This window comes from Emticicia sp. C21, assembly GCF_003418935.1.
Taxonomy (GTDB): Bacteria; Bacteroidota; Bacteroidia; order Cytophagales; family Spirosomataceae; genus Emticicia.
Genome location: NZ_QVMT01000003.1, coordinates 356,016 through 380,777, shown reverse-complemented (window position 1 = coordinate 380,777; position 24,762 = coordinate 356,016). Strand labels below are relative to the sequence as shown.

At 38.5% G+C, this 24,762-nt stretch carries 14 protein-coding genes and 1 pseudogene; 4 read left to right on the top strand and 11 right to left on the bottom strand.

Translation table 11 applies throughout. The features are described 5' to 3' along the window. Positions 1 to 614 precede the first annotated feature (614 nt). On the bottom strand, positions 615 to 1,847 hold the full coding sequence (locus tag D0T08_RS09235) for an exo-beta-N-acetylmuramidase NamZ domain-containing protein (RefSeq protein WP_116982333.1): 1,233 nt from the start codon (positions 1,845 to 1,847) through the stop codon (positions 615 to 617). 262 nt (positions 1,848 to 2,109) lie between these two features. Here D0T08_RS09235 and D0T08_RS09230 point away from each other — a divergent pair, with 262 nt between their 5' ends. Both D0T08_RS09230 and D0T08_RS09225 read left to right on the top strand, forming a co-directional pair. Then, positions 2,110 to 3,003 (top strand): thioredoxin family protein, encoded by an 894-nt coding sequence (locus D0T08_RS09230; RefSeq protein ID WP_116982332.1) that lies wholly within the window; start codon positions 2,110 to 2,112, stop codon positions 3,001 to 3,003. Between the two features lie 122 nt (positions 3,004 to 3,125). After that, a complete protein-coding gene (locus D0T08_RS09225) occupies positions 3,126 to 4,610 on the top strand; it encodes a TlpA disulfide reductase family protein (protein ID WP_116982331.1) in 1,485 nt (494 codons plus the stop codon). 22 nt (positions 4,611 to 4,632) lie between these two features. On the opposite strand, the pseudogene D0T08_RS09220 reads toward D0T08_RS09225, so the two are convergent. From D0T08_RS09220 to D0T08_RS09210, 3 genes and pseudogenes are all read right to left on the bottom strand, one after another. Continuing rightward, a pseudogene (locus D0T08_RS09220) lies at positions 4,633 to 5,318 on the bottom strand (DNA/RNA non-specific endonuclease). 226 nt (positions 5,319 to 5,544) lie between these two features. After that, a complete protein-coding gene (locus D0T08_RS09215; protein WP_116982330.1) occupies positions 5,545 to 8,406 on the bottom strand; it encodes an NB-ARC domain-containing protein in 2,862 nt (953 codons plus the stop codon). A 138-nt stretch (positions 8,407 to 8,544) separates the two neighbouring features. Beyond that, positions 8,545 to 11,262: a hypothetical protein gene (locus D0T08_RS09210; protein ID WP_116982329.1), complete on the bottom strand. Its 2,718-nt coding sequence runs from the start codon at positions 11,260 to 11,262 to the stop codon at positions 8,545 to 8,547. 170 nt (positions 11,263 to 11,432) lie between these two features. On the opposite strand from D0T08_RS09210, the gene mnmE reads away from it, so the two are divergent. Then, a complete protein-coding gene (gene mnmE, locus D0T08_RS09205) occupies positions 11,433 to 12,803 on the top strand; it encodes a tRNA uridine-5-carboxymethylaminomethyl(34) synthesis GTPase MnmE (protein ID WP_116982601.1) in 1,371 nt (456 codons plus the stop codon). Positions 12,804 to 12,884: 81 nt separating this feature from the next. Here mnmE and D0T08_RS09200 read toward each other — a convergent pair whose 3' ends face one another. After that, a complete protein-coding gene (locus D0T08_RS09200) occupies positions 12,885 to 15,089 on the bottom strand; it encodes a hypothetical protein (protein WP_116982328.1) in 2,205 nt (734 codons plus the stop codon). A 1-nt stretch (position 15,090) separates the two neighbouring features. Continuing rightward, positions 15,091 to 16,599 (bottom strand): hypothetical protein, encoded by a 1,509-nt coding sequence (locus D0T08_RS09195; RefSeq protein ID WP_116982327.1) that lies wholly within the window; start codon positions 16,597 to 16,599, stop codon positions 15,091 to 15,093. 270 nt (positions 16,600 to 16,869) lie between these two features. Here D0T08_RS09195 and D0T08_RS09190 point away from each other — a divergent pair, with 270 nt between their 5' ends. Further along, a complete protein-coding gene (locus D0T08_RS09190; RefSeq protein ID WP_116982326.1) occupies positions 16,870 to 17,346 on the top strand; it encodes a hypothetical protein in 477 nt (158 codons plus the stop codon). Between the two features lie 92 nt (positions 17,347 to 17,438). Here the strand turns inward: D0T08_RS09190 and D0T08_RS09185 are convergent, their stop codons facing one another. The 5 genes from D0T08_RS09185 to D0T08_RS09165 form a co-directional block, all read right to left on the bottom strand. Beyond that, positions 17,439 to 18,128 (bottom strand): DUF1080 domain-containing protein, encoded by a 690-nt coding sequence (locus D0T08_RS09185; protein ID WP_116982325.1) that lies wholly within the window; start codon positions 18,126 to 18,128, stop codon positions 17,439 to 17,441. 96 nt (positions 18,129 to 18,224) lie between these two features. Further along, positions 18,225 to 19,391, bottom strand: a complete 1,167-nt coding sequence (locus tag D0T08_RS09180; protein WP_116982324.1) for a VCBS repeat-containing protein — start codon at positions 19,389 to 19,391, stop codon at positions 18,225 to 18,227. 134 nt (positions 19,392 to 19,525) lie between these two features. Next, entirely contained in the window at positions 19,526 to 22,408 is a 2,883-nt protein-coding gene (locus D0T08_RS09175; protein WP_116982323.1) for a PVC-type heme-binding CxxCH protein, read from the bottom strand. A 206-nt stretch (positions 22,409 to 22,614) separates the two neighbouring features. Next, a complete protein-coding gene (locus D0T08_RS09170; protein WP_116982322.1) occupies positions 22,615 to 23,256 on the bottom strand; it encodes a DUF1080 domain-containing protein in 642 nt (213 codons plus the stop codon). A 199-nt stretch (positions 23,257 to 23,455) separates the two neighbouring features. Next, positions 23,456 to 24,553 (bottom strand): PQQ-dependent sugar dehydrogenase, encoded by a 1,098-nt coding sequence (locus D0T08_RS09165; protein WP_116982321.1) that lies wholly within the window; start codon positions 24,551 to 24,553, stop codon positions 23,456 to 23,458. Positions 24,554 to 24,762: the final 209 nt, after the last annotated feature.

Here is a 24,762-nt window from a genome sequence, read left to right as displayed (position 1 = left end):
TGTTCATTACACTGCAAACCGTTGCAGATAATCCGCTTCGGTAAGGTCAAAAAAAACTAAAGGTGCAGGACGATTCCTTGTTACCTTGCAGTGATTCCTGTAAAATTCATAGCTTTCGGAGACTGTTCTGAATGAGTATGTACGAATCGAATTCGTTATTGCTTACAGTCAAAGTTAAACTGGTTTCCCGAATGAGTCGAGACTTCATTTAACCGTATGAGAAGTACTCCGTTTTTCAATTGAGGTGCAAAGGTACGAGTTTTTTCTGTGTTACAAAATAATAGCTAAATATTTTTCAATTATTTTTCTTGTAATCAGGGGGTTAAGGAGGATTTGGGAGTTTGGTTGGAGATTCGCATAAACCCTTGTTCACCGAATGAATTCGGTGGCTAAGATAACAAAGGACTGTTTTTGTATGCAAACCCGACTGAAGTCGGGCTTTATATTATACGATTTGAATATATATAAGCCGGACTTGAGTCCGGCGATGTATGCAAATAGTCCTTTGTTACCTTAGACGGCGACCGCGACGGCGGACCGTTTCTATTCGCTGACACTCGATGATAAGCAGAATAATATACCAGATTTCTCCTTCGTAGAAAATGCCCAATTAATCAATCAGGATACAGCAGATACTTAGCCCGTATAGCCTTAAACTTCGATAATCCCGGCTCCCAGCTTTTTCTGATTTCCTCTTCCGATACACCTGCTATAATCTGTTTTCTTAACTGATCTGTACCTATGCGCAAATCAAAAGCTGATATATCCTGCCCCGGTCTTCCGGGAGTGAAGAAATGCGCTTTATCCGGATAAGCATTATATAATTCAATTACCCACTTTAAATTAATCTGGCGGCTCTTCCGAAGGTTGTTAACATCATAAGTACGAAGGTCAAGACCATAACAAACAGAATCTTTGTGATTAGGTCTCTCACTCATGCCGGGAATACTTACCGGTTTATATGAGAATGAATATTTGTCTTTCAATTTCGGTGCGCCCAATATAGTAAATGGCATATAAGTTCCCCGACCTTCATTGATAGCTGTGCCTTCAAACATACATAAACTCGGGAAAAGCATCACTGCTTGCTGTGTATTCAAATTCGGTGATGGATTTATCGGTAATACATAAGGCATTTCATGACTATAGTTGGCAACCTTTATAATTTTGAGTTTGCAGGGTGTTTGTAGGTATCCCTCACCATTAAGATACTGAGCAAATTCACCGATAGTCATACCATGTGTCATGGGTGTATAATGGATTCCTATAGCAGATTTAAATCTGTCCTCAGTCATTACGGGGCCGTCTACTACATAGGCATTTGGATTAGGTCTGTCCAGAATCAGCAGTTCTTTATTATTTTCCGCACAGGCCTCCATGATATATTCAAGCGTATTAATATTAGTATAGTAGCGGCAACCTACATCCTGAATATCAAAGACCATCAGGTCAACGTCCGCCAGCTGCTCTTTGGTTGGTTTCTGGTTTTTGCCATATAAAGAGATGATGGGAATGCCCGTTTTAGCATCTGTCTCATTGCTTACCGCAGCCCCATTACTGGCATTGCCTCTGAAACCATGCTCAGGCCCAAACACTTTCACAATGTTAATTCCTAGGCTCAATAAACTATCTACGCTACTTTTCTTGTCGATTATGGAACTCTGATTGGCAACCAGACCAATGCGTTTCCCTTTCAGATAAGACAAATATTTTTCAGTCTGGTCTGCACCTGTAATAATCCCTGATTTTTTGGATATATTCTGGTTTGTCGACGCCATTTGTGCGGTACAGCTACTATGGGTAATGGCAATCAGCGTAAAAAAAAGTATAGAAAAAAGTCTCATCATTGTTAGAAAGTCAAATTAAAATGTTAACATTTAACACCCTTGCAATATATAGCTTATTGATGATATTTTAAAAAGTAGCTAATAAAGAAGATAATCAGCCTCAATTAAATAATGCATTGTTACTCAAAACAGTTATTGAACCCATCCGGCAAAGAATACCAATTACCATTAACAAATATTCACAAATCGTTAGGAAATCCTTAACACCTGCCTATACGTAGTTGCACTACTTTTGAGTCTCTTTTGAACAAAATACACATTTATGAAAAAGCATTACACTTTATTTTTATTATGTTTGAGTTTTGCTGCTTTTGCGCAAAACTCAAACCCTTTTATCAATCAGGAAAGCCTCGATGCCCGTGGCAATACTATGCTGCTCGGCCCATGCTCTAAAGTAGCCCTTATGCGCTTTCCTTATAACCGATGGTACGATAAATTTTATAGTGAATATACAGTTGATACTATTTCTACACGATCTTTTAAATCCGAAATGAAAGACATAGAAATCCTGATTTTCGGTGCCACCTGGTGTGGAGACACCCAACAGAACCTACCCCGTTTCCTGAAAATCCTTGAAAAAGCCGAAGCTCCGAATGCAAAGCTGACTATGGTAATGGTAGACAACGCACAGGAACGTTATAAACAAAGCCCAACGCATGAAGAAAGCAACTGGAATATTTTCAGAGTACCAACCTTTATCATTCTTCAAAATGGCAAAGAAATAGGCAGAATCATTGAACGCCAAGTTGAATCATTCGAAAAAGATTTAGCAAAAATCATCGCTCAACAACCTTATCAACCTGCCTATAAAGCGCAAGCCAGAGTAGCTCATATAGTTGAAACCAACTCAGTCAAACAATTGGTTAAAGAATTAGAGAATATTCGTGAGGAAATCAAACCTCTACTCCGAAACGCTAGTGAACTAAATGCCTATGGCTATGTATTGTTAGGGCAAAAACGTTACCAACAAGCTATTGCTGTATTGGAACTCAACACAAACGTATATCCACAAGAGGCCAATACATTTGATAGCCTGGCTGAGGCGTATTTAATAGCTGGAGATAAGAAAAAGGCTTTGTATTATTATGAAAAGGCTTTACAAATAGACGGTAATCTGGAAAGCGCCCGAGAAATGGCAGAAAAATTGAGCCAATGAATCTTTTGTATAACGTTGGATAAAATAATCTGCACCAATATCAGGGCAACTATAGCTAAAGAAAGAAAACTTAATACCTTTAGCTAATGAAATAGTATTTATCTATCTGACTTTCTGAAAGTATGAAAATATCTTTTATCGTTTTGTTGTATCTGTTGGTAATCATTGATTCATCTGCACAAAAAACAAATATCAAGGGCGAAATTCCATCCATGAAAGGTGCATGGGTTTCCATTACCCGACCTACGCAGCTATTGGTAAACAATATCTCTAAAGGAACTTCTACCAGAACTGTTATCAGCGAAACAGGAAGTTTTAGTTTCAATGCCGATTTTCTGAATAAAGAAATTATTATTCTTACTATCAGAGATATGCAAAAAGATGTAAAGTTATTTGAGCAGTATTTCTTTATTACCAAAGGCGATAATATTCTGCTTGCTGAAGATGACAATAAAGTCGTTACCATCAGCGGCACGGGAGCTAAAAACAATCAGTTAAAGGGCGTATCGTTATTCTATAATTATGGACAAACCAAACAAGATTCTTTACCTTACAGAATCAACCTAATCGTCAACAAATTTTATGAAAACGATAAACGAATCATCGATTCGCTGATAATCTCACAAAACTCTTCAAATGATTTCAACGAAATCTGGAACTATCATTTAAAATATGCTCGTCAGGCATCCTTATATCATATCTACGACGATTTAAATAATACTCAGAAAGAAGGCTTCAAAAGCAATAGACAAAGCTGGCAAAACCTGTTTAGTACTTTACAGAAAGAAGCCCCTTTATCGGACGAAAAAGCCTTGGTAGCTCCCGCTTATCATACCTATATCAGTCTGTTTCTCGAAACAAAATTTATTGATGCCTATGATGATTATTTTGATGAACCGGAAAAGTTTTATAAAGAATGGTATAATGGAGATAGCCTGACAGCAGAGACAGCTATGCGAAAAGACTTTAGAAATCAATTCAGACAAAAAATCATCGAGCGTTATTTTGAAGGAAAAGTAAAAGAGCAAATGTATGCCTTTTTGTTTGAGTCAATGATTAATTATACAGACTACTCGAATGTAGAAACCATTTATAATGATTTCAGGAAGCAATACCCCAACAGCAGATTCATTAAATACTTTAAAAAACCGCTGGAAGAAGCTATTTCAAATACTAAGCGCACACTCACTGAGAAAACGTTCTTTTTAACCATGCAAAATCTGGATGAGATATTGAAGCACTTTAAAGGACAAACAGTATTTGTAGATATGTGGGGTAGTTGGTGTGGGCCTTGTCGGGAACAGATTAGCCTATATGCGGCTGCCATGAAAAAACAGTATAAAAATAAAGGGTTGACGTTTCTCTACATTACCAACTACGATAAGGAAGCCAAGTGGAAAGAGCTGATAGCTTTCTATAAACTGGAAGGATATCATATTTTCGCTTCGCGGGAATTATCGCAGGAAATAATGAAAGCTTTAAAAAGCACCTCTTATCCGAGTTATGCGATTATTGATAAATACGGTAAAATTGAGAAAACCAGAGCTGAATCTCTTGAAGAAAAAGGGATTCTAAATGTACAGATAGAAGAGGCATTGAAGCGGTAGAATAAATAGCCGGACCCAATTACTAATAAGTCTCCCCCTTATCCACCCTGCTTTCTAATTGTTTCTGCAAAGAAGTAGAAACATTAGATAAAAAATCATAGCCGGTCAAATCCTCCAATTCGTTTACACTCAACCGATATTCTCCCCAATTGCTTTTGATGGACTGGCGGTTGGGGATTTTTATGGCAATTACACGGGTTCCGCTGTCTATTCTTTCTATATCGTTATCTCCAACAGGTAAAATGACAATTACTTTCCAAAGCGATTCCGGCACTACGATTTTCCCTTCAGCCAGTGTTTTAGTGGTACCGCCGTTACTGCCTGAGCCGCCTTGCCCCAAGACTCCAGCCACAATATACAGTTCATTCCCTGCTGAAGCTAATTTCCGGCAATAAGTTTCCAAAGCCACCCACGTATCTCTATTGCTGTTTGGCGACTGTGGAACAATGTTCGTCATCAGATAGGTAGATTCATTATCTGCTACAGAACCGTCTCTGTCAGCCGATGGAATAGGTGCCCTCTATCAAAACCCGACCCCACATAGTCACTCGTTTTAACCTTATACCAACCTTCCGGTAAAGAATCATCAGACCTGAAATTCTCTGCTCTTGCCACATCACCTTTCCATGCCATAGATAAATGCCAGGCCACCCAGTTGGCAGTTCCTCTCGGGCGGTTATAAGATAAGGTATAGGCCGCTTTGTTCATCAGGTAATTATTCTCGTTTTTACCCGCATCAGACGGATTTCCCATAGCAAGATTATTATCTCTACCCGGAATTATACTGTCCTTTTCGCAGGAGATTACAGCAATACTTAGGAGAACAGGTATGAGTACTCTTTTAAACATGATTTTGTTGTATGGATATTTTGTCTCATCCTAAAATAGATTTGTGTAACCTTATCTCGAGTCGAGACATTTTTTCTTTTACATATTAAGCATTCATATTTCTCAATGCTTCTCTCAATTTTTCCGCATCCTCGTAATCTCCTTTCAATTCGACAATAATAATCATTAGATTAATAGCGGCCTCAACATGAGTCAAGCCACTTGCCTTTTGCCTTGAAAGTATATCAATCGTAATAATTATTGCTTTTTCAGCTTTAATTAATTCCTTATTAGATAGGTAAGATTCACAAAGTTTAATATAGTAATAAGCCAATTTAACATCATTCCTACTTTCTATAGGTAGCTCAACATGTAAACTTATTGCCATATTATAAAGTTTAATTGCTTCAGGATAATTGCCGATTTTTTGGTACGCCTCACCTAGTACTTGCGATTGAATAGGCATCGAAACGTCATCATACAAATTATGCTTTTTCCTTAAACTCATGATGGTTTGAAAACATTCGTTGAAGCGCTTCATTCTTCTCTGTTGAATAAATAGTAGACACAAATTACAAAGAGAAGTGATTAATTTTGGCAGGATGCCTGTACCTTGTGATTGAAGAATAGTTATTGCATCTTCAAACCTTTTCGTAGCCTCTAATAATTCATCTTTTGCTACCAAAGCGAGTCCAAAGTTATTCGAAATGACACCCAATAATCCATCTTCCGATGAAAGGTATTTCTCAGCACGCCCCATTAGATTTCTCCATTTTGACACTAAATCACTGTCTGTCTTTAGCCAATTATAAATGTTGAGTACTTCGTTTTCTAATAAAAGTAAAGACCTATAAATATTCTTCCTGTAAGGCTCCTTTATATTAGTTAATATAGCTTCTCCAAATTTAAGGAAACGAAGTGCTTTAGATATGCTATGCTCGGCACCTTCTTTGATTCGATTAGTTAAACTCTCTATATTAATAAAATGACCCGAAAAAGCACCTACACGCTTTCTTTCTTGATATAAAATCGAATCTTGCAACATTTTGTGCATACTAATCTGCTGTCCTGAACGCTCTATAAAACCTTTAGCATGAAGACTATTAATCGCATTAGTCAATAGTACTCTGTTTTCTTTTTCTGCTTCTATTCCAAACCAATCTATCAAATCTTCAAAATTAGTATCCTCTATAGATATTAATGCAAAAAAACTCATAAAGAAATTTTCCATAGGATCGACTTTGCTTAAATCAAAGGTCTTATTAAGGATATTTAACAGATGTGAAGAATCCCCTTCTTCATCCACTAATTCAATTTTCAAATGATCATCATCTAAACTCTGCTCTTCAAAATGTTTAATTAAAATATCTAATGTCAAGTCAAAACTATAGTAGATTGTCTTTGCCACTAAAGCAATGATAAGTGTATTGTATTCTACATAATTGAATAAATTTATTAGTTGTGTATCATCCACTGTTTGTTGATTGCCAAAAGAATGATACAAAGCTTTTGCAGATTCGAAGCTCAAGGCTCTTATAGGTAAAAGTTTCCAACCAGGTAGACGTAGACGGGTTCCAACAATAATCCGCCATTGATTTAGAGTTCTTAGTTCCGATAATTGGAGTTCTGTTTTGGAATATCCGTCTATTATCAGTAAATTATTACCACTTATTTGGTGAAGTTTATTTAATATCAAATCGAAACGCTCTGAAAATTTATCGGCATCCAGTATTGGAATATTCAAGTTTGTAGCAATCTCTTGGTTGATAGTGATGCTATTGACTAATCCTGTTTGTGCATTTATCCATATAATATGGTCATAATCGTCTTTATAAGAATGTATATATAATTTTAGAATAGTAGATTTCCCCATTCCCCCATTCCCGTTGATACTGATATGGCGGACCTCTGACAATAATTTGTGCAGGCTGGTTAAAATATCTTCTCGACCGAAGACAGAAGAAGTATCTATATATGGGATTTTAGTTATTCTTTTTGGAATTTCATGTTTTGAGGAAACTTTATCCCTAATAAGTGTTTCTAATGCTTCACTATACTCTTTTTGTGCATTGACCGTTTCTTTCAAGACATCATCAATGGTATTAATTCTGTTCTCTAAATTTTCAAGACGTACATTAAAAAGGTTCGATAATCTAGTGTCAATATATGAGTAAAGTTCTTCGTCTTTAAGTGCCAATATTGATTTTAATAGCTTATTGTTTACTTTTCGTTGTTCAGTATCCGTCAACTGTGACCTTCTATAGATTTCACTCAACATCGCATCAAGGAGTAATGTAACTGGCCTTCCTCCAAATATTGGATTTCTTAATTGATCCAAAATCTCAAGCACTAATTTTTCGACTGCCCTTTCGGTTTGAACTTCTCCAAATTCCCACCGGATTTTATTTACAAAATCCGTAATCAATAATTTATCATAAACTAAACCGTTCAATTGTTCAAAGTCTTTCATTAGAGCTTGCTTCATTTTCGGCTTCTTATCTTCTTTACTGAGTCGTTTGATTTTGATTTTTCTAATCTCATCAGCAAGAACCTCTGAAACTTTCGAAGTACAAAGGCTTAATATTTCTTTATTTAGTGGTGGCTGCTCAACAATCCAGTTACTCAGTATTTCTTCATTTTTACTTATGCTTGAATTGGTTGTAAAGTAGAATGTAAGTTCGAAATCTTGATATTGAAGATAAAGGGCGAAGAAATTTAGTAGTGTTTTCTGAATCTCAACAGAATTAAAGCTAAATGCGGAAGAATAACATTTTAGCTGTGTAAAAATGAGTTCGTCTCCAACTTCTTTGATATCATCATCAACTTCTGTATAGACATCAACATTTCTGGCATTTACGTAATTGTTTATCCATTTTAGAACTACATTCAAATATTGATAATAAAACCCACGGTTCGTAGCAATAGCATTTCTGTTAATATTAATCAAGTCAAGCAGCTCCTTTTTCATGCTTTTTTTATAACTTGGGTTAATCGTTTCTTTAGTCAAAATCTCTGAATGGAATAGTCAAAGTACAATTCTTGTCAACTTAAATATGGTATATTTATTTCCGCGGGCTCACTCATCCGCACAATTGCTGTTTACCTATTATTTCAACTTTACTGACCAAACCTCAAATCTTGCCTTGTTAGCATTATAAATAAAGAGTTTGTTATACGCCTCTGAATATGATATGGCTGGCAAAGCTGTAGCAGGCAGCGGTTTATCGCCTAACATTCTGCCTTTCAGGTCGAATAAGGTATTATTCTTTCCATCGAAGATGCCTACAAAGCGGAGGTCATTACCTAAATCAAAATAACGTAATTGCGATTTCATGAAGTTTGTACTACCAATTTCAATGACTGAGCTACCCAACTTATTCATGATAAGTAGAGACGTAGGTGTCCGGCGGGCAATGAGCCAGTCTTTATGATTCTGGTCGAAAATCACTTCAAAAACAGTGGCTTTATTCGGGCGTTCTAATTGAATATTTTCCTCGCTCAACGAATTACCATTCATATCCACTTTCTTGATTTCTCCGGTTTCCGAAATCAACGTGATAATAGAGTTGGTTCCTCTCCCCTCCTCAACTATCATCTCTACAGGACGTGCAGATAAAGGCACTTTCGGGAAACCTTTCAAGAAAGGTCCATCCTCATAAATCACATTGAGTGTCCCATCTTTTTGCAGTATAGCAAGATAGGTATTATTCTTAAACTTGACGGGACTAATCCGCATAATATCTGTTAGGTGTACCCCGGTTCTGATGCGGTTAATCTTCTGTGTTTCTTCATCAATTAAATAGACATTCCCACCATCATCCGCCACATAGATTTTTGTTTCACTGGCAGCTACTGCTCTTATTGACCCACTAAAATTAATATCGGCATAATTGGCCACCAAACCCGTAGGATTCTCTCTTGTAAAAAACAGGAGTTTATCAGCCGTTGTAGCCAGATAATGTAAAGTACCATTCTGGAAATAATCAGTCGGCAATAAATAAGCACTTGTCAGCGGTTGACTTAGTGGAATCTTATTAATCTCCTTTGCTGCATTACTCAATAAGACTGCCTGATGATCTTCTCTTTGGAGCAGAATCTCTTCTGAGGTATTATAGGCGTTTTTGATAATAAAAGGCTTGCCTGCAAACGGTGTGGTGGTGCTCAGGCTATCCTGCAAAAAGAAACGATTGACCAGTACTTCTTTCTGCGTCTGAGGAATCTTTTCTATCAGCAGTTTTGTACCGAAAGTATTGTTAATCACGAAGTTTTCAACGGCCACAAAACGCAAGGCTTTGGCTCTTTGCTCGTGTTTGCTCGTAGTACTGCGCCATTTCTGAGGTAATGAATAATATAGGTTATTCCAGATTCTTTGTGGACTAATGATAGCCGTAACCTGTGCCTGAGGGCGTAATTTTTTCACAAAATCAGTATACACATTTGACTTTGCCCAGGTCTGCCCAAAATTCAGGCTATTCAGATACTCCCTCATGGCATCATCATCGCTCGATAAAATCATGTAATCGCCAATCTGAGTATAATAACAATCGGCAAAACCTCTGAAAATAGACCCAAACAACAAGGCAGGCAACTGACTTATCTGAATATTGCGCACATAGTTATTCAGATAACTGAAAGGCTTAGGCTTAAAATATGAAGAGAGTTTGCCGGCATTATCAGCCAGATCATCAAACATATTCAGCGCCTCAGCAGGGTCTTCGGTCTTTATCAGCAAGATTTTCTTCGCAGGTTCATCGGTTGAAGTTTCCATTTCACACAATACTACCTCATTTTTTAAGATGGTATAGAGGCTAGTCAGATTAATTCCCAGAAAACGATTCAGACTATCCCGCTCGTTTAAAAGTGTCTGCTCGTTTCCTCTGAAATAATTATTATAATCCTGCGCCAGTTTGGTCTTATTCTTAAAACTGATGCGGAAAGTAATAGCAGTATTTTCGGGAATCAGGTCAGTACAGGTAAAAGGCTGTGGCATCTGCTGACCGAAAATTCCTAAAAATGGTATCGTATTAGTGCCTTGTGAATAAATATAGGCTGAAACCGTATTAGGCATTTTAGGCTTCTCAAAAACAATATCAGGGTTTCGGGGCGTAATATCACTAAAAAACTCAATCAGATTAGGCGATAACTGCGAAGGCAGAATATCAGCCACATCCTGCAGATTCCGACTCTTGAAATAAATATGGGCTATACCCCGACGACTTTCTTTAAAAGGCATCCCTTCAAGTGGTGTACCCGATTTAATCCGGTTTACCACTTCTTCCAGCAAAACCTTTGAGCCAGTGCAAATCAGAAAATCGTCATAAACCAGAAAGTTAAAGAGTAATTTATTAGTAGATGTATAGAGTTCCTCCAATCTGATACCCTTATAGGTGCGCCCGTAGGCTTTTCTTTTACTTGGGTCAGGAGTAGATATTTTATTGAGAAAACTAGCATCACCAAAAGAATTTGTTGGAATATAAATGATGTATTCAAGGTTCTTTTTGGTTTCACGATGGAGCGAATAGGTAATTCTTTTTCTGGATAAAAATTTCTTAGCTGTTATAGAATCATCAATGCTTTGGGCAATGAGTTTGAGTGGTTGCAGGGCATCGTAAAAAAACGGAATATCGGCTAATTGTGTAGAGTCAACACCCTTTTCATTGAAAAGCGAACGTTGAATTTGCGAACTTTCGACCACCAGAAAAGCGTTGTCAGGAATATAATTCCAGGCGTCTCTTCGGGGAGCAAACCAGATGCGGTAAGCTATATACAGTGCTATCAATGCCAGAAAGGCATTGAGATACCACAGGTACTTAGTTTTTATCATAAGAAAGCAACGTAATTCTTTTATAGGGGCGCCAACAGCATTAACTACTTTTAAGACCGAAAGTTTAAAGGTAGATTTGCAAAAATAAATAAATTTAAATCAAATTTCCTTGAAATCAGGCCAATTTACTCTACATATATGATTAAATGGTCTGTTTTCAAACAAAAAAAATGGTTCAGTTAGACACAATCTGTGCCTTAGCCACACCACAAGGCGTGGGGGCTATCGGAGTAATCCGGGTATCAGGCGAAAAGACCTTTGCAATCGTTAACAAGATTTTTAAGGGCAAGGATTTAACCCAAGTTGAATCGCATACCATTCATTTTGGTACCATCAGAGACTATACTGATAACCCGGAAGGAAAAATTATTGATGAGGTTCTGCTATCTGTCTTTAAAACACCGCGTAGCTTTACCAAAGAAGATGTAATAGAAATCTCATGTCATGGCAGCGACTATATCATTAAATACATCCTCAAGTTACTCATCCAGAACGGTTGCCAGATGGCTAAGCCGGGTGAGTTTACCCAAAGAGCTTTCCTGAATGGACAGTTCGACCTGGTGCAAGCCGAAGCCGTAGCTGACCTCATAGCTGCCGACTCAGAGGCCGCCCACAAAACCGCCTTAAACCAGATGCGCGGTGGATTCTCGACCCAATTAAAAGCCTTGCGTGAAGAGTTAGTACACTTTGCTTCATTGGTAGAACTAGAACTTGATTTTGGCGAAGAAGACGTAGAATTCGCCGGACGAGACGATTTAAGACAATTAATATTGAAAATTCAGAATTTTCTGAAAAAATTAATAGACTCTTTTGATGCAGGCAATGTGATTAAGGAAGGTATTCCGGTAGCGATTATTGGTCCACCAAATGCCGGAAAATCTACTTTGCTCAATATCCTGCTAAACGAAGACAAAGCCATCGTCACCGATATTGCGGGCACGACCCGTGATGTAATCGAAGACATTCTTTTCATCGGCGGCATCAAATTCCGAATTATCGATACTGCAGGGATCCGCGAAACCAAAGATGTAGTAGAAACCATCGGCATAGAGCGTTCAAAACAGGCAATGGAAAAGGCTGAAATTGTGATACTATTGTTTGAAAATGAGGTTGATCGGTTGTTTCTGGCTGATACTTTTAAAGAAATGGTGAAAGATAAGGAGGTGATATGGGTTAGGAATAAGATTGATTTGGCAGTTGCTTTCAATTCAGCAGAGGCAGCTTCCACTCCTATTTCTGCTATACACATTTCAGCCAAAAACAACATAGGCATCGAAGACCTGCAAAGTGCCATAGTTGCCAAAGCGAAGATAAAGAAGCAATCAGACACGATGCTCACCAACCTACGCCACTACGAACACCTTGTAAAAGCCCACAATGCCTTAGGAGAGGTACTGAATGGCCTAAGCCTCGGCATCACCGGAGATTTTCTTGCGCAGGATATTCGTTTGTCGTTGTATCACTTAGGAGAAATAACAGGTCAAATTACTACAGATGATTTGCTAGCAAATATCTTTAGTAAGTTTTGTATTGGAAAGTAATCAAGAAAAAAACAAACCTGTTTGAGTTTATTGCAAAGCAAATACTCACTAAACAGGTTTGTTATTACAATTCTCTACAAACTATCGGGTTATAATATTAAAAAGCGGAATATCCACCGCTATTTTGAAACCAAATCGCCAGGCGTTCAAATATCCTAAATCAGCCTTTTCGTCTTTAAAGCCTCTTAATTCAGGAGATTTCTGCGCCCCAAATGCGACTGAAAGTGGTGATTTTTTTATCCCCCAACTAAAAAATATACCCGGAGCAATTACATTATTCAAGTTAAATTCAGGCAAAGTTTCCGTTTCTGAATCCTTTAGCCGGAAAGCAAATGGAGAACCCAAATCAATAACAGGAACAAAAATACCAAATGAATGGCCAGTAAGCTGTTGCTTTACTTTACCTCCCCAACCAAAGTAAATACCAATAGGCGCTGAGGGAGCGATAGTTCCTCTTTGTTTGCGAATAGGTTTGTTATTTTCTGAAATCGAAATGGTCTCCCATCCTAAAAATGCGCCGCCATAGGCATTCAAAGATACATTAAAATTACTATTGCGTTTTACCGCATAGCTACCAACTGGTAAAATAACTGCATCCAGAACTTTTTCTAAGTCAGCACTATTTTCAGCAGTAACTACATTGTACATAAACATTCCATAATCGAGTATTTTTTTTCTGGTTTTACAGGCACTATTTTCATCTGCTTCAGCGCAGGTTGAAGCATCAAGTTTTCCATAAATAAATAAACCATGACTAAGCGCAGTACCATATTCTTTGTCATATACGGCCTTTACAAGATTGGCAGAGGCTTTTGCAATGGGCAGAATATCTTTTCTAAAATTATTGCTACCTGCACTTGCTACTCCCCAGATATTAAGAATATCCAATGCTACAGCCGTTGAATTAATTGTATGATTAACTATAGAATAAACCGTGCTAAAACTTTCCATTTTAGCTTTATCTGTTTCGCTTTTTAAAGATTTAATTTCAGTAATTAATTCTGAAAAATTATTTATCAGTACCCCTATTTGTTTTTGTGTCTCTGCAATTTTATCTGCCGAACCTGCCAGGTTTTCCAATCTGGTATACAAATTTATACCAGTGTATTGTATATTTACTAACTCCTGTTTTTCTTTCTCCATCATTAACCCCATAAAGAGCTTAAAGACATTTTCGTCTTTAATGGCAGCCAAAGCATCTGTTTTTCCCACCCATTCTGTTTCGTTAGTCTGAAGGCTTCTTGACAGAATAGACAAACTGAATAAAGCTCTTCTTACGTCATTATCCGGGCTTTTAATCAAATAATCCGGCTTATCAAATGCACCTAATACCTGCACAGGCTTTTTCTTTCTGTAGAATTCTTTAAAAATATGGAGGCTGGCCAGCGACCCCACATATAGGTTATCGTTAACTCCTGCCAGACGGCCTTTTTGCTGTAGTGAAGTGAGAAACGTTATTGAATTTTCGGGCAATGCCTGAAAATCCTGATGGAAAGCATCTCTTAGGGTAGGTAAATAAGAATTAAAAGCAACGCCATCTTTATCAATTTGCAGAAGCATTTCATAAGTTAAGGGTAAAAGCGCATCCACACTATAATGAGCGGTCTTATCTTCAATAAATTTTTTAAATTTATTCAGATATGCTATAGTTAACTCCTGTTTAAATCTAGTTGCAATAAGTCTTGCCAAAGCATCTAAAGCTTTGGCATCAATTGCGGAAGAAGAAGTAGCACCTGGCTGAGTACTTTTACTATCAGCAGCCTTCTTAATATTTACTGATGCTAACCAACTATTACCCAAAACATCGTTTCCATAATTGCTTATTAGTTCTTCTCTATACTCGGCCAAGCCTACTTTACTGATAATAATAGCATCATTTAGCGGAAAACCACTTAGATTAATTTTTGCAGCTGGTGCTGGAGGGACAACAACAACAGGGTTTAAATCCTTTGTTAATACTCTTACTGATGCAATTGGATTTCTGATAAATTTATTCAATACAATTATCCTGTTATCTCTTATCTCAATCGTGAAATCGGTATTCCCGTTGCTTAATGTTCCAACATCCTGAGCACTGATTTTCGTACTTATGCCATCTTCCGTAAAAAAGCGTAATTCATCAAAATTGTTTTTATTGAAGTTTCTGCAAGTTAAGTTAAAGGTTCCATTTGCCGGATTAATTGCAATACTGTCGTTCTTATTTAAATCTAGAATTTGTGGTAACGAAAAAGCCATCTGTGTAAACAGCACTAATACTAAAGTAAGGAAAATTCTGGATGCGTTCATGTCAAGCAAGGTTTGTAGGTAAAACATTCATTTCTAACTCTTTTAATATTTTATGCATTGAAATAGCATAGGTGAACCGATTATTAAATGCGATGACCATTCCAAGAGGTGTGCGGTCTTTTGCATCATATATTATAGCACCCGAATCTCCCTCGTCAGAAATTGAATTATGATTTTCTGATGTACTATTCGCAATTTCTATCAGTTCTCCAATCTCATGAGTTTTATCGTTATACTCTATTCTCAGATTTTGCCTCAACACTCCCTTAATAAACCCTGTTTTTTCTTTGCTATTAGCACCAAGCATTATTACCTTGGTATTTACATCATTACCTCCGATTTGGCGTGATTTGCTCGTCAGGTTAGGGCCCACAATTTCAATACCTTCATTTAGCTCAACTAGTGCCATATCAAAATCCTTATCTAACACCCCATAACTCCACTTACCTATATTTTCATCCCCAAGTAAAACATCTACCTCAGGATTCTCAATCCACCCGCCTTGATTCACTATTGCTTTCTGTGTAAAAAGATGATTACATGTCAATAAGAACCTGACTCTGGTATTAAAAAGTTTGGGTGTCAGAATACAACAAGCTGTGCCAAATATATCAGGTATATCTGCTTGTCTCAGATGCTCTTCTATGGCAGTACTTGCTTTAGGTCTTGTAAGCCCTTTCACAATCATAGTTTTAATGTTTATTACACGCCCACTTGGTAGTAAAACTCTCTCTTGCCTGGCTATCTGGCTATCGTCGTCATCTGTTAAATAGATTAGTAATACTTCCTGCGAAATTCCGTCTATTCTTCTTAAAGCAGGCCCTATATAAAGTACGTTTTCTTTCTTATTATACTTAACTGAAAGTTGTTGAGTAGCTAATTGCGCAATATCGGCATTGATGAACTCTTCTACTTCTGCCATACTTCTGCTTTCAAAAACCTCATTGTTGTTTAGTTTACTCCGAAGACGTTTGGCTTCAAATAGCATATCAAGCAGATCGTGCCAGAATTTTGAGCCGAGACTAAGAAACAAACCGGAAAAAATAATCCCAAAACTATGCTTAGAAATCGCATTCCCTATCGGACCTAGGATTTCCCAGGGTGCCCGCCAATTCCAATGAAGTTTATTAAGAAAACCTGTCCAGTCAAGCAGAACAATAGCTTGTTCATTATCAGCATTTTTCAGTAAATGGAATAAATCTGCTCCGGCGAACGCGGCAGTTACTATTCCACAAAAAATAGTAAGATTAATTACACCCCTCTCTCTAAGCTTCTCTTTTCCATCATCTGCTTCATGATTTCTGAAATTCTTTAAATTTCTTCTAAGAAATTTTCTGAATTTTCTGCGTTTTGACGAACGCCAGATAATAACCTTTATAATCCAGAAATCTCTATCATTTTCATATAAACTTTGTAAATTGAGTTTAAGAAAACTGGTAAACTTTTCGTTGATGATACTCAATACAAAAAGATGAATTGAGACCACAATAAGAATATCGGTAGCGTTCATAATGTTTTTGATTAAATGCAGTGTTCAATCAAATATATTTAGCGAAAACAAGTAAATCAAAGGGATACGAACATTTTTATTATTCGGTTCCTTTTAAGAAAAATTGTTTAATGATACCGCTAAATTTATTGATATGTTCTATCTCTGAAGGGTATACGTACAGTACTATGTGCAAATGAGATATAGCAAAAAAGACTATAGTCAATTTGTTTTCGACAACAAAAAATGAAGAAGTTTAACTTTCAGAATCATTTTTAAGCGATAATCAAAATGAAAACCACACATGAACTAAAGAAAATATTAAGTTCAGAACTGAATGAGACTCTTAAAACACTTCATTCTTTAAAAAAGAGCACCTATCCTGATTATTACTACAATGCTATTTTTGGTGATGCCTCATTTATTCTGGCTGGCATTTTAGAGCAATTATTAAATGAATCTTATCACTGGGGTACTAAATCTGGCAAATGGATGGATGATGCTTTAATTGAAGATTTCCATCTTTATGAAGAAAGATTGTCAATCAACGGAGTAATGATTTGGGGCAAAGGAGATACAACCGAACAATGGGTAGAGCCGTTTTATTTTGATGTGGAATTAAATAAAAATGAAGTCAATATGGAAGGCTACAATCTTTACTTTGGCAACACCGATAATCCTGCTATTCCGTATACGTACTTTAGTAATAACCGTGAATATTGGCAACAGGATTTAAGAAATTGGGAATATCAGTTGATGTCAAAATAGTTAAACTTAACAACTCAATAAAATAGGTCAGATTGGCACCTGACCTATTTGCATATTTTAAAACTAATAACACAATTTTCTATCTGAAATTTCTATATCCTCCTCACCCGCACATTCTTAAAATACACCCGCTGTCCATGATGCTGCAACATAATATGCCCCTCTTTATAGGCTTGGAAACGAGGATTCTTGCTATACTTACTTCTGATAAGCAGCTCTCTCACTGCCTGACTACCTATTTCAAAATCCAGTACTTTGGCACCATTCAGCCAATATTCTACGTGACCGTCTTTTTGTATCAACCGTGCCTTATTGAATTGACCAATGGGCATCAGTTTCTTGTTAACCGGTCTGATTAAATCATATAATGACCCTGCTGAACGAACGGCTGCTGTATCGTTGAAATACTTATCATCCAATATTTGAATCTCAAAATTATCCAGCCAGTTCGGGCTATTGCCATTGTTAGAAACCATGGCCTTATCTTCCTGCAAATGGAAGAATATACCTGAATTAGCGGCAGTATCAACCGCCCATTCCAATTCTAATTCGAAATTGCCGAATTGTTCTTTAGTCACTAAATCAACATTTTTTACTTTCGGAATCGTTTGGAGTGTACCATCTTTAATAACCCACACTCCCTCAGGGAATTTATCCATTTTGTAGCCTCTAAGGCCATCTGCGCTTTTCCCATCAAACAGCGTAATCCATTTACCAGGTGTTTGCGCTGAGGATGCTATGGTATAGCAGGTAGCTAATAGTATTAGTAAGATTTTTTTCATGAATAGATTTAATAATTGAATGAATGAGTGATTTAGTGAATGAATGATTAAAGAATGGTATTAGTAATATTATCACTCATTCGCTAAATCACTCAATTATTTCTTTAAGTTCTCAAACAAAAACACCCCGTTTTTATTCGCAATCACGATGTCTACTTTTTTATCTTTGTTGATATCCTGCGCTACGATATTTAGCCCGGCACCCGAATCATTGTCGATAACGTGTTCAGTATAATAAGGTTCTTTGCCGGGTGTAAATTCAAAATATAACAAATAGGCGGCATCAGCATCACCAGGGTCACGACCATGGTGAGCCAGGAATCTTTTTCCGGTAATATACTCTTTCTTGCCATCACCAGTCAAATCGGCCATAATAGATGAGTGGGTTTGCGCAGTAGTTTTGCTCATGGTATGTGTCACAAAATCTATTTTACCGTCTTTTTCTACCTGTTCATGAAACCAGATGCCCAAGGCATGGGCAGAAGCACTCACCACATCGTTCTTACCATCGCCATTTACATCTAGTATCTGCATATGGGAGCAAGGCTCGCCCAAATTGGCCGGATGAAATTCCCAATTACCAGCGCTATTGTCTTTCGTCCCTTTATACCAACCTTCGCGTACTACCACGTCTTTGATACCATCCTTGTCGATATCCCCAAAGCCAATGCCATGAGAAAATATCTCTGTTCCGGCTACATTTTCTTTGGTAATATTATGGCGTTTCCATGTTGTTTCACCTTTTTTGGTAGGCGCTTGCAGCCATACAATCTGCTTTTTGTTTTTATCTCCGCAAAGAATATCCAATCGGCCATCCCCATCAATATCAATAAAACCAGGAGATTCATTGGATATACCCACCGATTCATCAATAATATGTTTGGCCCATTGTCCCGGTTTGTTTTTAGGATTCTCAAACCAAAACCCTACTTTGCCGGGAAAATCCACAATCACAACATCTTCCCAACCATCCAGGTTTACATCCATCCCCAGATTCAGGAAGGACTCGCTATACTCTTTACGCGGGTCAAATGTACGAGAGGGTGCCATTTCATGGCGTGTCCAGTTTGGGGCTTCAAACCAGTAGTACCCTGCCACAATATCCATTTTTCCATCTTTATTCAAATCGGCTACAGCCACTCCTTCCGAAATAAAATCCCTGGTAAGAGTAGTTTTCTTCCAGCCAGGTGAGGTTTGGGCGGAGGCGATATTGGCACTTAAGTATCCTAGTAGTATCGTTGTTAGTTTTATATTTTTATTCATATCAATATGTTTTATTGAGTGATTTAGTGAATAAGAGATTTAGTGATTATTTTAATTAATTGTGTCTTGGTAAATTATTTAACTAATTCGCCATAAATCACTCAATCACTAAATCACTCATTCACTCAATAGATTTAATGACTCCCCCCATGCCCGGCATGTGCATCTTGTGCAGGTGCCGCAGGCGCTAATATCTTTGCAATCAATGCCTGCTTATCCTGATTTTCTTTTGATGGTACTTTGCCCAAACGTGCATCCAGATCTTTCAATATGCCTTTAGCTTCTGTGGTATTTAAAGCACCCGTGCGTTGAATAGTATAATTCATGAATTTAGGCAATTTGGCTTTCTCTCCCATTTGTACAAAACGTTTGGCATCTAAAGTAGCCAATGGCTCTGCTGCAATCCATACCATTACAGGTAGGTTATGGTCTGTTTTATCTATGGCTTTCTGAGACAATGCTTCTACCACCTCCCAACGCTGGCTCGGGTCGATGCGTTGCATGGCTGAGGCCAGATATAATCTCACCAAAGCCGAGGCATCAGTTTTTGCCATTGTTCCAAAGCGTTTCAAAGCTTCAGGAGAAACGCTTTTACCCTCAGCCAAAAGTTGAATAGCCCAACCTCTGATATACTCGCTTGGGTTGCTTAATAAAGCAACCAAATCTTTCTCGGTTAAACCCTTAATTACATGCAATGTCCATAAGGCTCTTAACTTACGCGTTACATCAGGATTTTTGGCCAGGATTTCTTTCAATGCTTCCTGTGCTTTCGGGCTTGCGCCACGCTCTTGCAGAATGGCTCTGGCTTGTCTGACATACCACTCGTTATTATGCAATTGATAGTTTACCAGTTCCATCTCGGAAGCTTTCGATAAATCTACCTGCACCCATTTATCGTTCTCATGGGTAATCTTGAAGATACGGCCCATCGTTTTATTGTGCACATCAGGGTTCGGGCTATGGCATTGGTTTTTGTCGTACCAATCGATAACGAATACCGAACCACTTGGATCATATTTGAAATTCAACCATTGCGACCATGAATCATTCATAATCACAAAATCTTTATTGTGCGATGCCTTATAACCAGACCCTGAGCGCGTCAGTTGGTCAACGTTCATTCTGGCACCGTTGATATTATTCATAAAAATTTTATTACGATATTCCTGCGGCCAGCTACCACCCAGATATAGCATCGCTCCGGCATGGGCATGTCCACCACCTGCGGCACCAGACCTGAAATTACCCGCATGCGGACCTCTCTCTCCTAACCAGTGACGGTGGTCGGCAATAGTTGGAATATCATCATAAATATACGGGTTAAAGTGTTTGCCAGCCTGACGGAAGAAACGCCCTCCCTGCACCGTATTGTACATATGAGGAATCACACAGGCAGTAATGAATGGATGTCCATAATCGTTGAAATCCAATCCCCAGGGATTACTTGACCCCTCTGCAAATATTTCAAATTCATGCGTAGTCGGATGGAATCTCCATACACCTCCGTTTATTTTAGCTCTCTGGTCGTCTAGTGTACCTGGTTTACCCACTTTTGAATGTGTAAATACCCCATGTGTACCATATAACCAGCCATCTGGTCCCCAACGGAAGCTGTTCAGTACTTCGTGGGTATCCTGTGTTCCCCAACCGTCCAGGAGTATCTGCGCAGGGCCGGCTGGTTTATCATTGGCAGCATCAAGCGGCACATACATCAGATAAGGTGCTGCGCCTAACCATACACCGCCCATACCTAACTCAATCCCACTCACCAGATTCAGATTTTCCATAAAAACCTTTCTGCTATCAAGCGTTCCGTCGCCGTTGGTATCTTCAAAAATCAGGATGCGGTCTCTTCCTTGTCCAGCCGGAGCAGGTACAGGATAAGTATGACCTTCCACAACCCAAAGTCTGCCTTTCCAGTCAATTGTAAAACAAATCGGGCGAATAACTTCAGGCTCTGATGCTGCCAGATTAATCTTAAACCCTTTAGGCAAAGTCATGGCCTTAGCGGCTTCTGTACCAGACAAGCCCGCATTGATTACAGGGTCAAGCGGAGGAAGAATGATAATATCTTTTTGTTTTAATTCATTCGGAAAGTCCGGGCGAGATGGATAAAACAGGAAGTTATCGAAGTTGATATGCGCCCATTTATCGTTCGGAATGTAAGGAATCTGAGAAATACCAGTTTCGTTATCGATAATGCGGATGAAGATATTCTTGTTCAGGTAAGGTCTTAAATCAACCACCACAGGCTGCAAAGTAGCGCGTCCCTGCCCTGTTGAATGAAAAATTACTTTTTTTGTATCGGCCTGCACAATCTCCACGCGGGTATCCTGCAAAGCACCACCAGATACACTGAAAGCTGCATAAGGTTGCGTTACTTTGAAAGGTACTGAAGTCAGTGTTCCTACCTGCTGATAATTGGTTGTACCACCACTGCTTAGGAAGTGTTTACCTTCAAACCCAATACTCATTTCTTTCTCATGCACAGGCGATGGGTCAGTATTATATACTGGGTTGGCAAAGGCTGTACCTGTGGCTGTCCAGTCTTTCAATGTTCCGGTTTCAAAATTCAGATTCAGTGGCTGACCGTCTTTCGTGGGTAGTTTTCCTGCCACAGTGATTTCTGTAATCGGGCCGTCTATTACCTCTATTTTACCCACCATTCCTGCAGCGCGGTGGCCCGGTACGGTACAGTAGTAAGTGTCATTTTTATCGGCTTTGAAAGTAATACTGGTGCTTTGTCCTTTTTCGTTGACAGCCTTACTTTTCAGACCTAATTTTTCTAAAGCAATGTCGTGCGTCATTAACTCGGTGTTCACAATCGTAATACGCACTATACTGCCTTTAGACGCTTTTAATGTAGGATTACGGGCACCATTTTTAGCAAAGTAACCCAGCATACTGGCGTCCAGCCGGTACTCAAAATCAGCTTTTTCGGTATCCTGCTGGGCATACAGATTAGGTATAGCCAGTAGGAGAACCAGTAATGGTAAGAGCAAATGGGATTTGTTCATAGTTAAAGGTTGAAATTGTAATTGGTTGAATAATTATATTGAGTGAATGAGTGAATGAGTGATTTATTTTTGAATGTAATTTGTCTTGAACTGTGATTTAGTTGATTGTACTGATAAAAAAATAATTATAATCATATAAATCAGGTAAAACGATACGCCATCGCGGCAAAGTTTAGACAAAAACAATCACTCATTCACTAAATCAATCATTCACTCAATTCTTCTAAAAATATATCTTTAAAATATACCTTCGCCTTGCCACCCCCGTGAATCTGGAAGCCGATAAGGCCAGACTGAGGAATGCTGGTGTCAGGTTCAGTATAATCTACGGTTTGGTTGCCATTAATATAGAGCCGGATACGGCGTTTTTCTGCACGAATCTCGTAATCGTTCCAGTCATTGATTTTTATCCATTTCAGTATCTGAACAGAATCAGGTTTTATCAGAGTTTTGTTTCTGCGGGATTCATCATATAAACTTGCCCAATAACCCTCTCCCCAATCGGCCTGATAGCCTTCCATTTCGTGCGCAGGATTTGTCAGACGCTTGCTACGGAATTGAATGCCTGAATTGATAAAGCCTTCGCTTCCCGTCAGCTTAACTTTGAGTTTCATGATAAAATTGGCGTATGTACGGGTAGTAACCAGAAAATCGTTATGAGGCACTGTTTTTTCTGTTGAGCCACCAACAAGCATACCATTTTCGATATGCCAGGTATTAATAGTATCGCCTGACCAGCCTTTAAAGGTCTTGCCATCAAAAATCCTGACAGGTTTTACGGCAGACGGAGGTAAGAAGCTCATCAGAAAAAAGCTGATGACAGTTGAATAGAATAATAAAGATTTCATACAAATCTGTTTAGGGCTAAAGTATCCTTCTTTTTTAAGAGACTCTTTTATTCATTATATCCTGTAAAAGTCCGTTCAGAAATTCCATACCATGGAGTGTGACAGGGCTTCTCTCCACGCGGCCATAGTTTAGTTTCGCAGTTAGTACTCTGTGCAACTCCGTGCCAGACTTAGTGAAACTCCGTGGTTAAAGCTATATTTATTTCTTAGGTACCAATTTCAACAATAATCCCGGGCCCTCGGTAATCACATAGATAAATCCATCAGGGCTTTGGGCTACATGGCGTACACGGCCAATATCCTGCAATAATTTCTCTTCTGTCACATACTTCGTTCCATCCAATTGCACACGAGCCACGTGGCGGAAAGCCAAAGCACCTACTAATAGATTTCCTTTCCAATCGGGGTATTTGCCGCTTGTCACCATCGCCATTCCGCATGGGCCAATAGATGGCACCCAATACCGTGTCGGATTTTCCACGCCTTCCATTTCCTTAAACTCTGTCAGAATCGAGCCATCATAGTTGATACCATATGAAGTCTTAGGCCATCCATAGTTTTTACCTTTCTGAATCAGATTTAACTCGTCACCACCTCTCGGGCCATGTTCTACTGCCCAGATTCTGTCATTGGCAGCATCATACACCATTCCCTGCGGATTACGGTGGCCGAATGTCCAGATAGAGGCACTCGCCCCAGCCTGCTCTGCAAACGGATTATCTGTCGGGATTCGCCCATCGGGATAAATGCGATGAATCTTGCCGTGGTCATTGTCTAGTTGCTGCACTTTAGGTTGCGTACCTCTCTCGCCCACACTTATATACATATATCCGGCCTTATCAAATACAATCCGGCTACCAAAGTGGAAGTCAGCTTTTAATGCAGGTTTCGCAACAAATACATCTTTTTTCTCCACTACCTGACTACCTTTCAGCTTGAAACGGGTAACAGCCGTAGAAGACCCACCCTCGATTGGTTTCGAGTAAGAAATATAAATCCAACCATTCGTTTTAAAATTAGGGTCTATCTGAATATCAAGCAATCCGCCTTGACCTTTACTTACTACTTCTGGCACGCCCACGAGTTTCTCTCCCGTAAACTTGTCGTTTTTAAATATCAATATATCCCCGGCTCTTTCGGTTACCAGCATTCGTCCATCCGGCAACCAGGTCATTCCCCAGGGATTATTAAAACCCTCGTATAATTTTTCAGAAGTAAATGATGCGTTAGGTTGCCCAAATAAAAGGCTTGTAATAGTAAAGAAAAAGGTAAAAAGTAAAAGCGTCTTTTGATTCATTTGAGGTTATAGATAGGGTTTGAGTATTTATAAACGTACGGAGTACTGCTTAAAATCTGCAGGAGTTTTTTAAAGAAAAATACGCTTAAGAATTTTACACATACGCCGTTTCTCAAAGTTATTAATTATCCAAAGAATTTTTAGTACAAAAGCCTGTTTTTTATCGGAAGGTTGGATTTTATGAATAACGATTTTTTAAATCGTCGCTT

What these genes read in the sequence shown, in the direction of transcription:
- D0T08_RS09165 (WP_116982321.1), bottom strand. Translation starts at nt 24,553, where the DNA reads ATGAATCAAAAGACGCTTTTACTTTTTACCTTTTTCTTTACTATTACA.
- D0T08_RS09235 (WP_116982333.1), bottom strand. Translation starts at nt 1,847, where the DNA reads ATGATGAGACTTTTTTCTATACTTTTTTTTACGCTGATTGCCATTACC.
- D0T08_RS09200 (WP_116982328.1), bottom strand. Translation starts at nt 15,089, where the DNA reads ATGAACGCATCCAGAATTTTCCTTACTTTAGTATTAGTGCTGTTTACA.
- D0T08_RS09210 (WP_116982329.1), bottom strand. Translation starts at nt 11,262, where the DNA reads ATGATAAAAACTAAGTACCTGTGGTATCTCAATGCCTTTCTGGCATTG.
- D0T08_RS09170 (WP_116982322.1), bottom strand. Translation starts at nt 23,256, where the DNA reads ATGAAATCTTTATTATTCTATTCAACTGTCATCAGCTTTTTTCTGATG.
- D0T08_RS09185 (WP_116982325.1), bottom strand. Translation starts at nt 18,128, where the DNA reads ATGAAAAAAATCTTACTAATACTATTAGCTACCTGCTATACCATAGCA.
- D0T08_RS09225 (WP_116982331.1), top strand. Translation starts at nt 3,126, where the DNA reads ATGAAAATATCTTTTATCGTTTTGTTGTATCTGTTGGTAATCATTGAT.
- D0T08_RS09230 (WP_116982332.1), top strand. Translation starts at nt 2,110, where the DNA reads ATGAAAAAGCATTACACTTTATTTTTATTATGTTTGAGTTTTGCTGCT.
- D0T08_RS09190 (WP_116982326.1), top strand. Translation starts at nt 16,870, where the DNA reads ATGAAAACCACACATGAACTAAAGAAAATATTAAGTTCAGAACTGAAT.
- D0T08_RS09215 (WP_116982330.1), bottom strand. Translation starts at nt 8,406, where the DNA reads ATGAAAAAGGAGCTGCTTGACTTGATTAATATTAACAGAAATGCTATT.
- D0T08_RS09180 (WP_116982324.1), bottom strand. Translation starts at nt 19,391, where the DNA reads ATGAATAAAAATATAAAACTAACAACGATACTACTAGGATACTTAAGT.
- D0T08_RS09175 (WP_116982323.1), bottom strand. Translation starts at nt 22,408, where the DNA reads ATGAACAAATCCCATTTGCTCTTACCATTACTGGTTCTCCTACTGGCT.
- mnmE (WP_116982601.1), top strand. Translation starts at nt 11,433, where the DNA reads ATGGTTCAGTTAGACACAATCTGTGCCTTAGCCACACCACAAGGCGTG.
- D0T08_RS09195 (WP_116982327.1), bottom strand. Translation starts at nt 16,599, where the DNA reads ATGAACGCTACCGATATTCTTATTGTGGTCTCAATTCATCTTTTTGTA.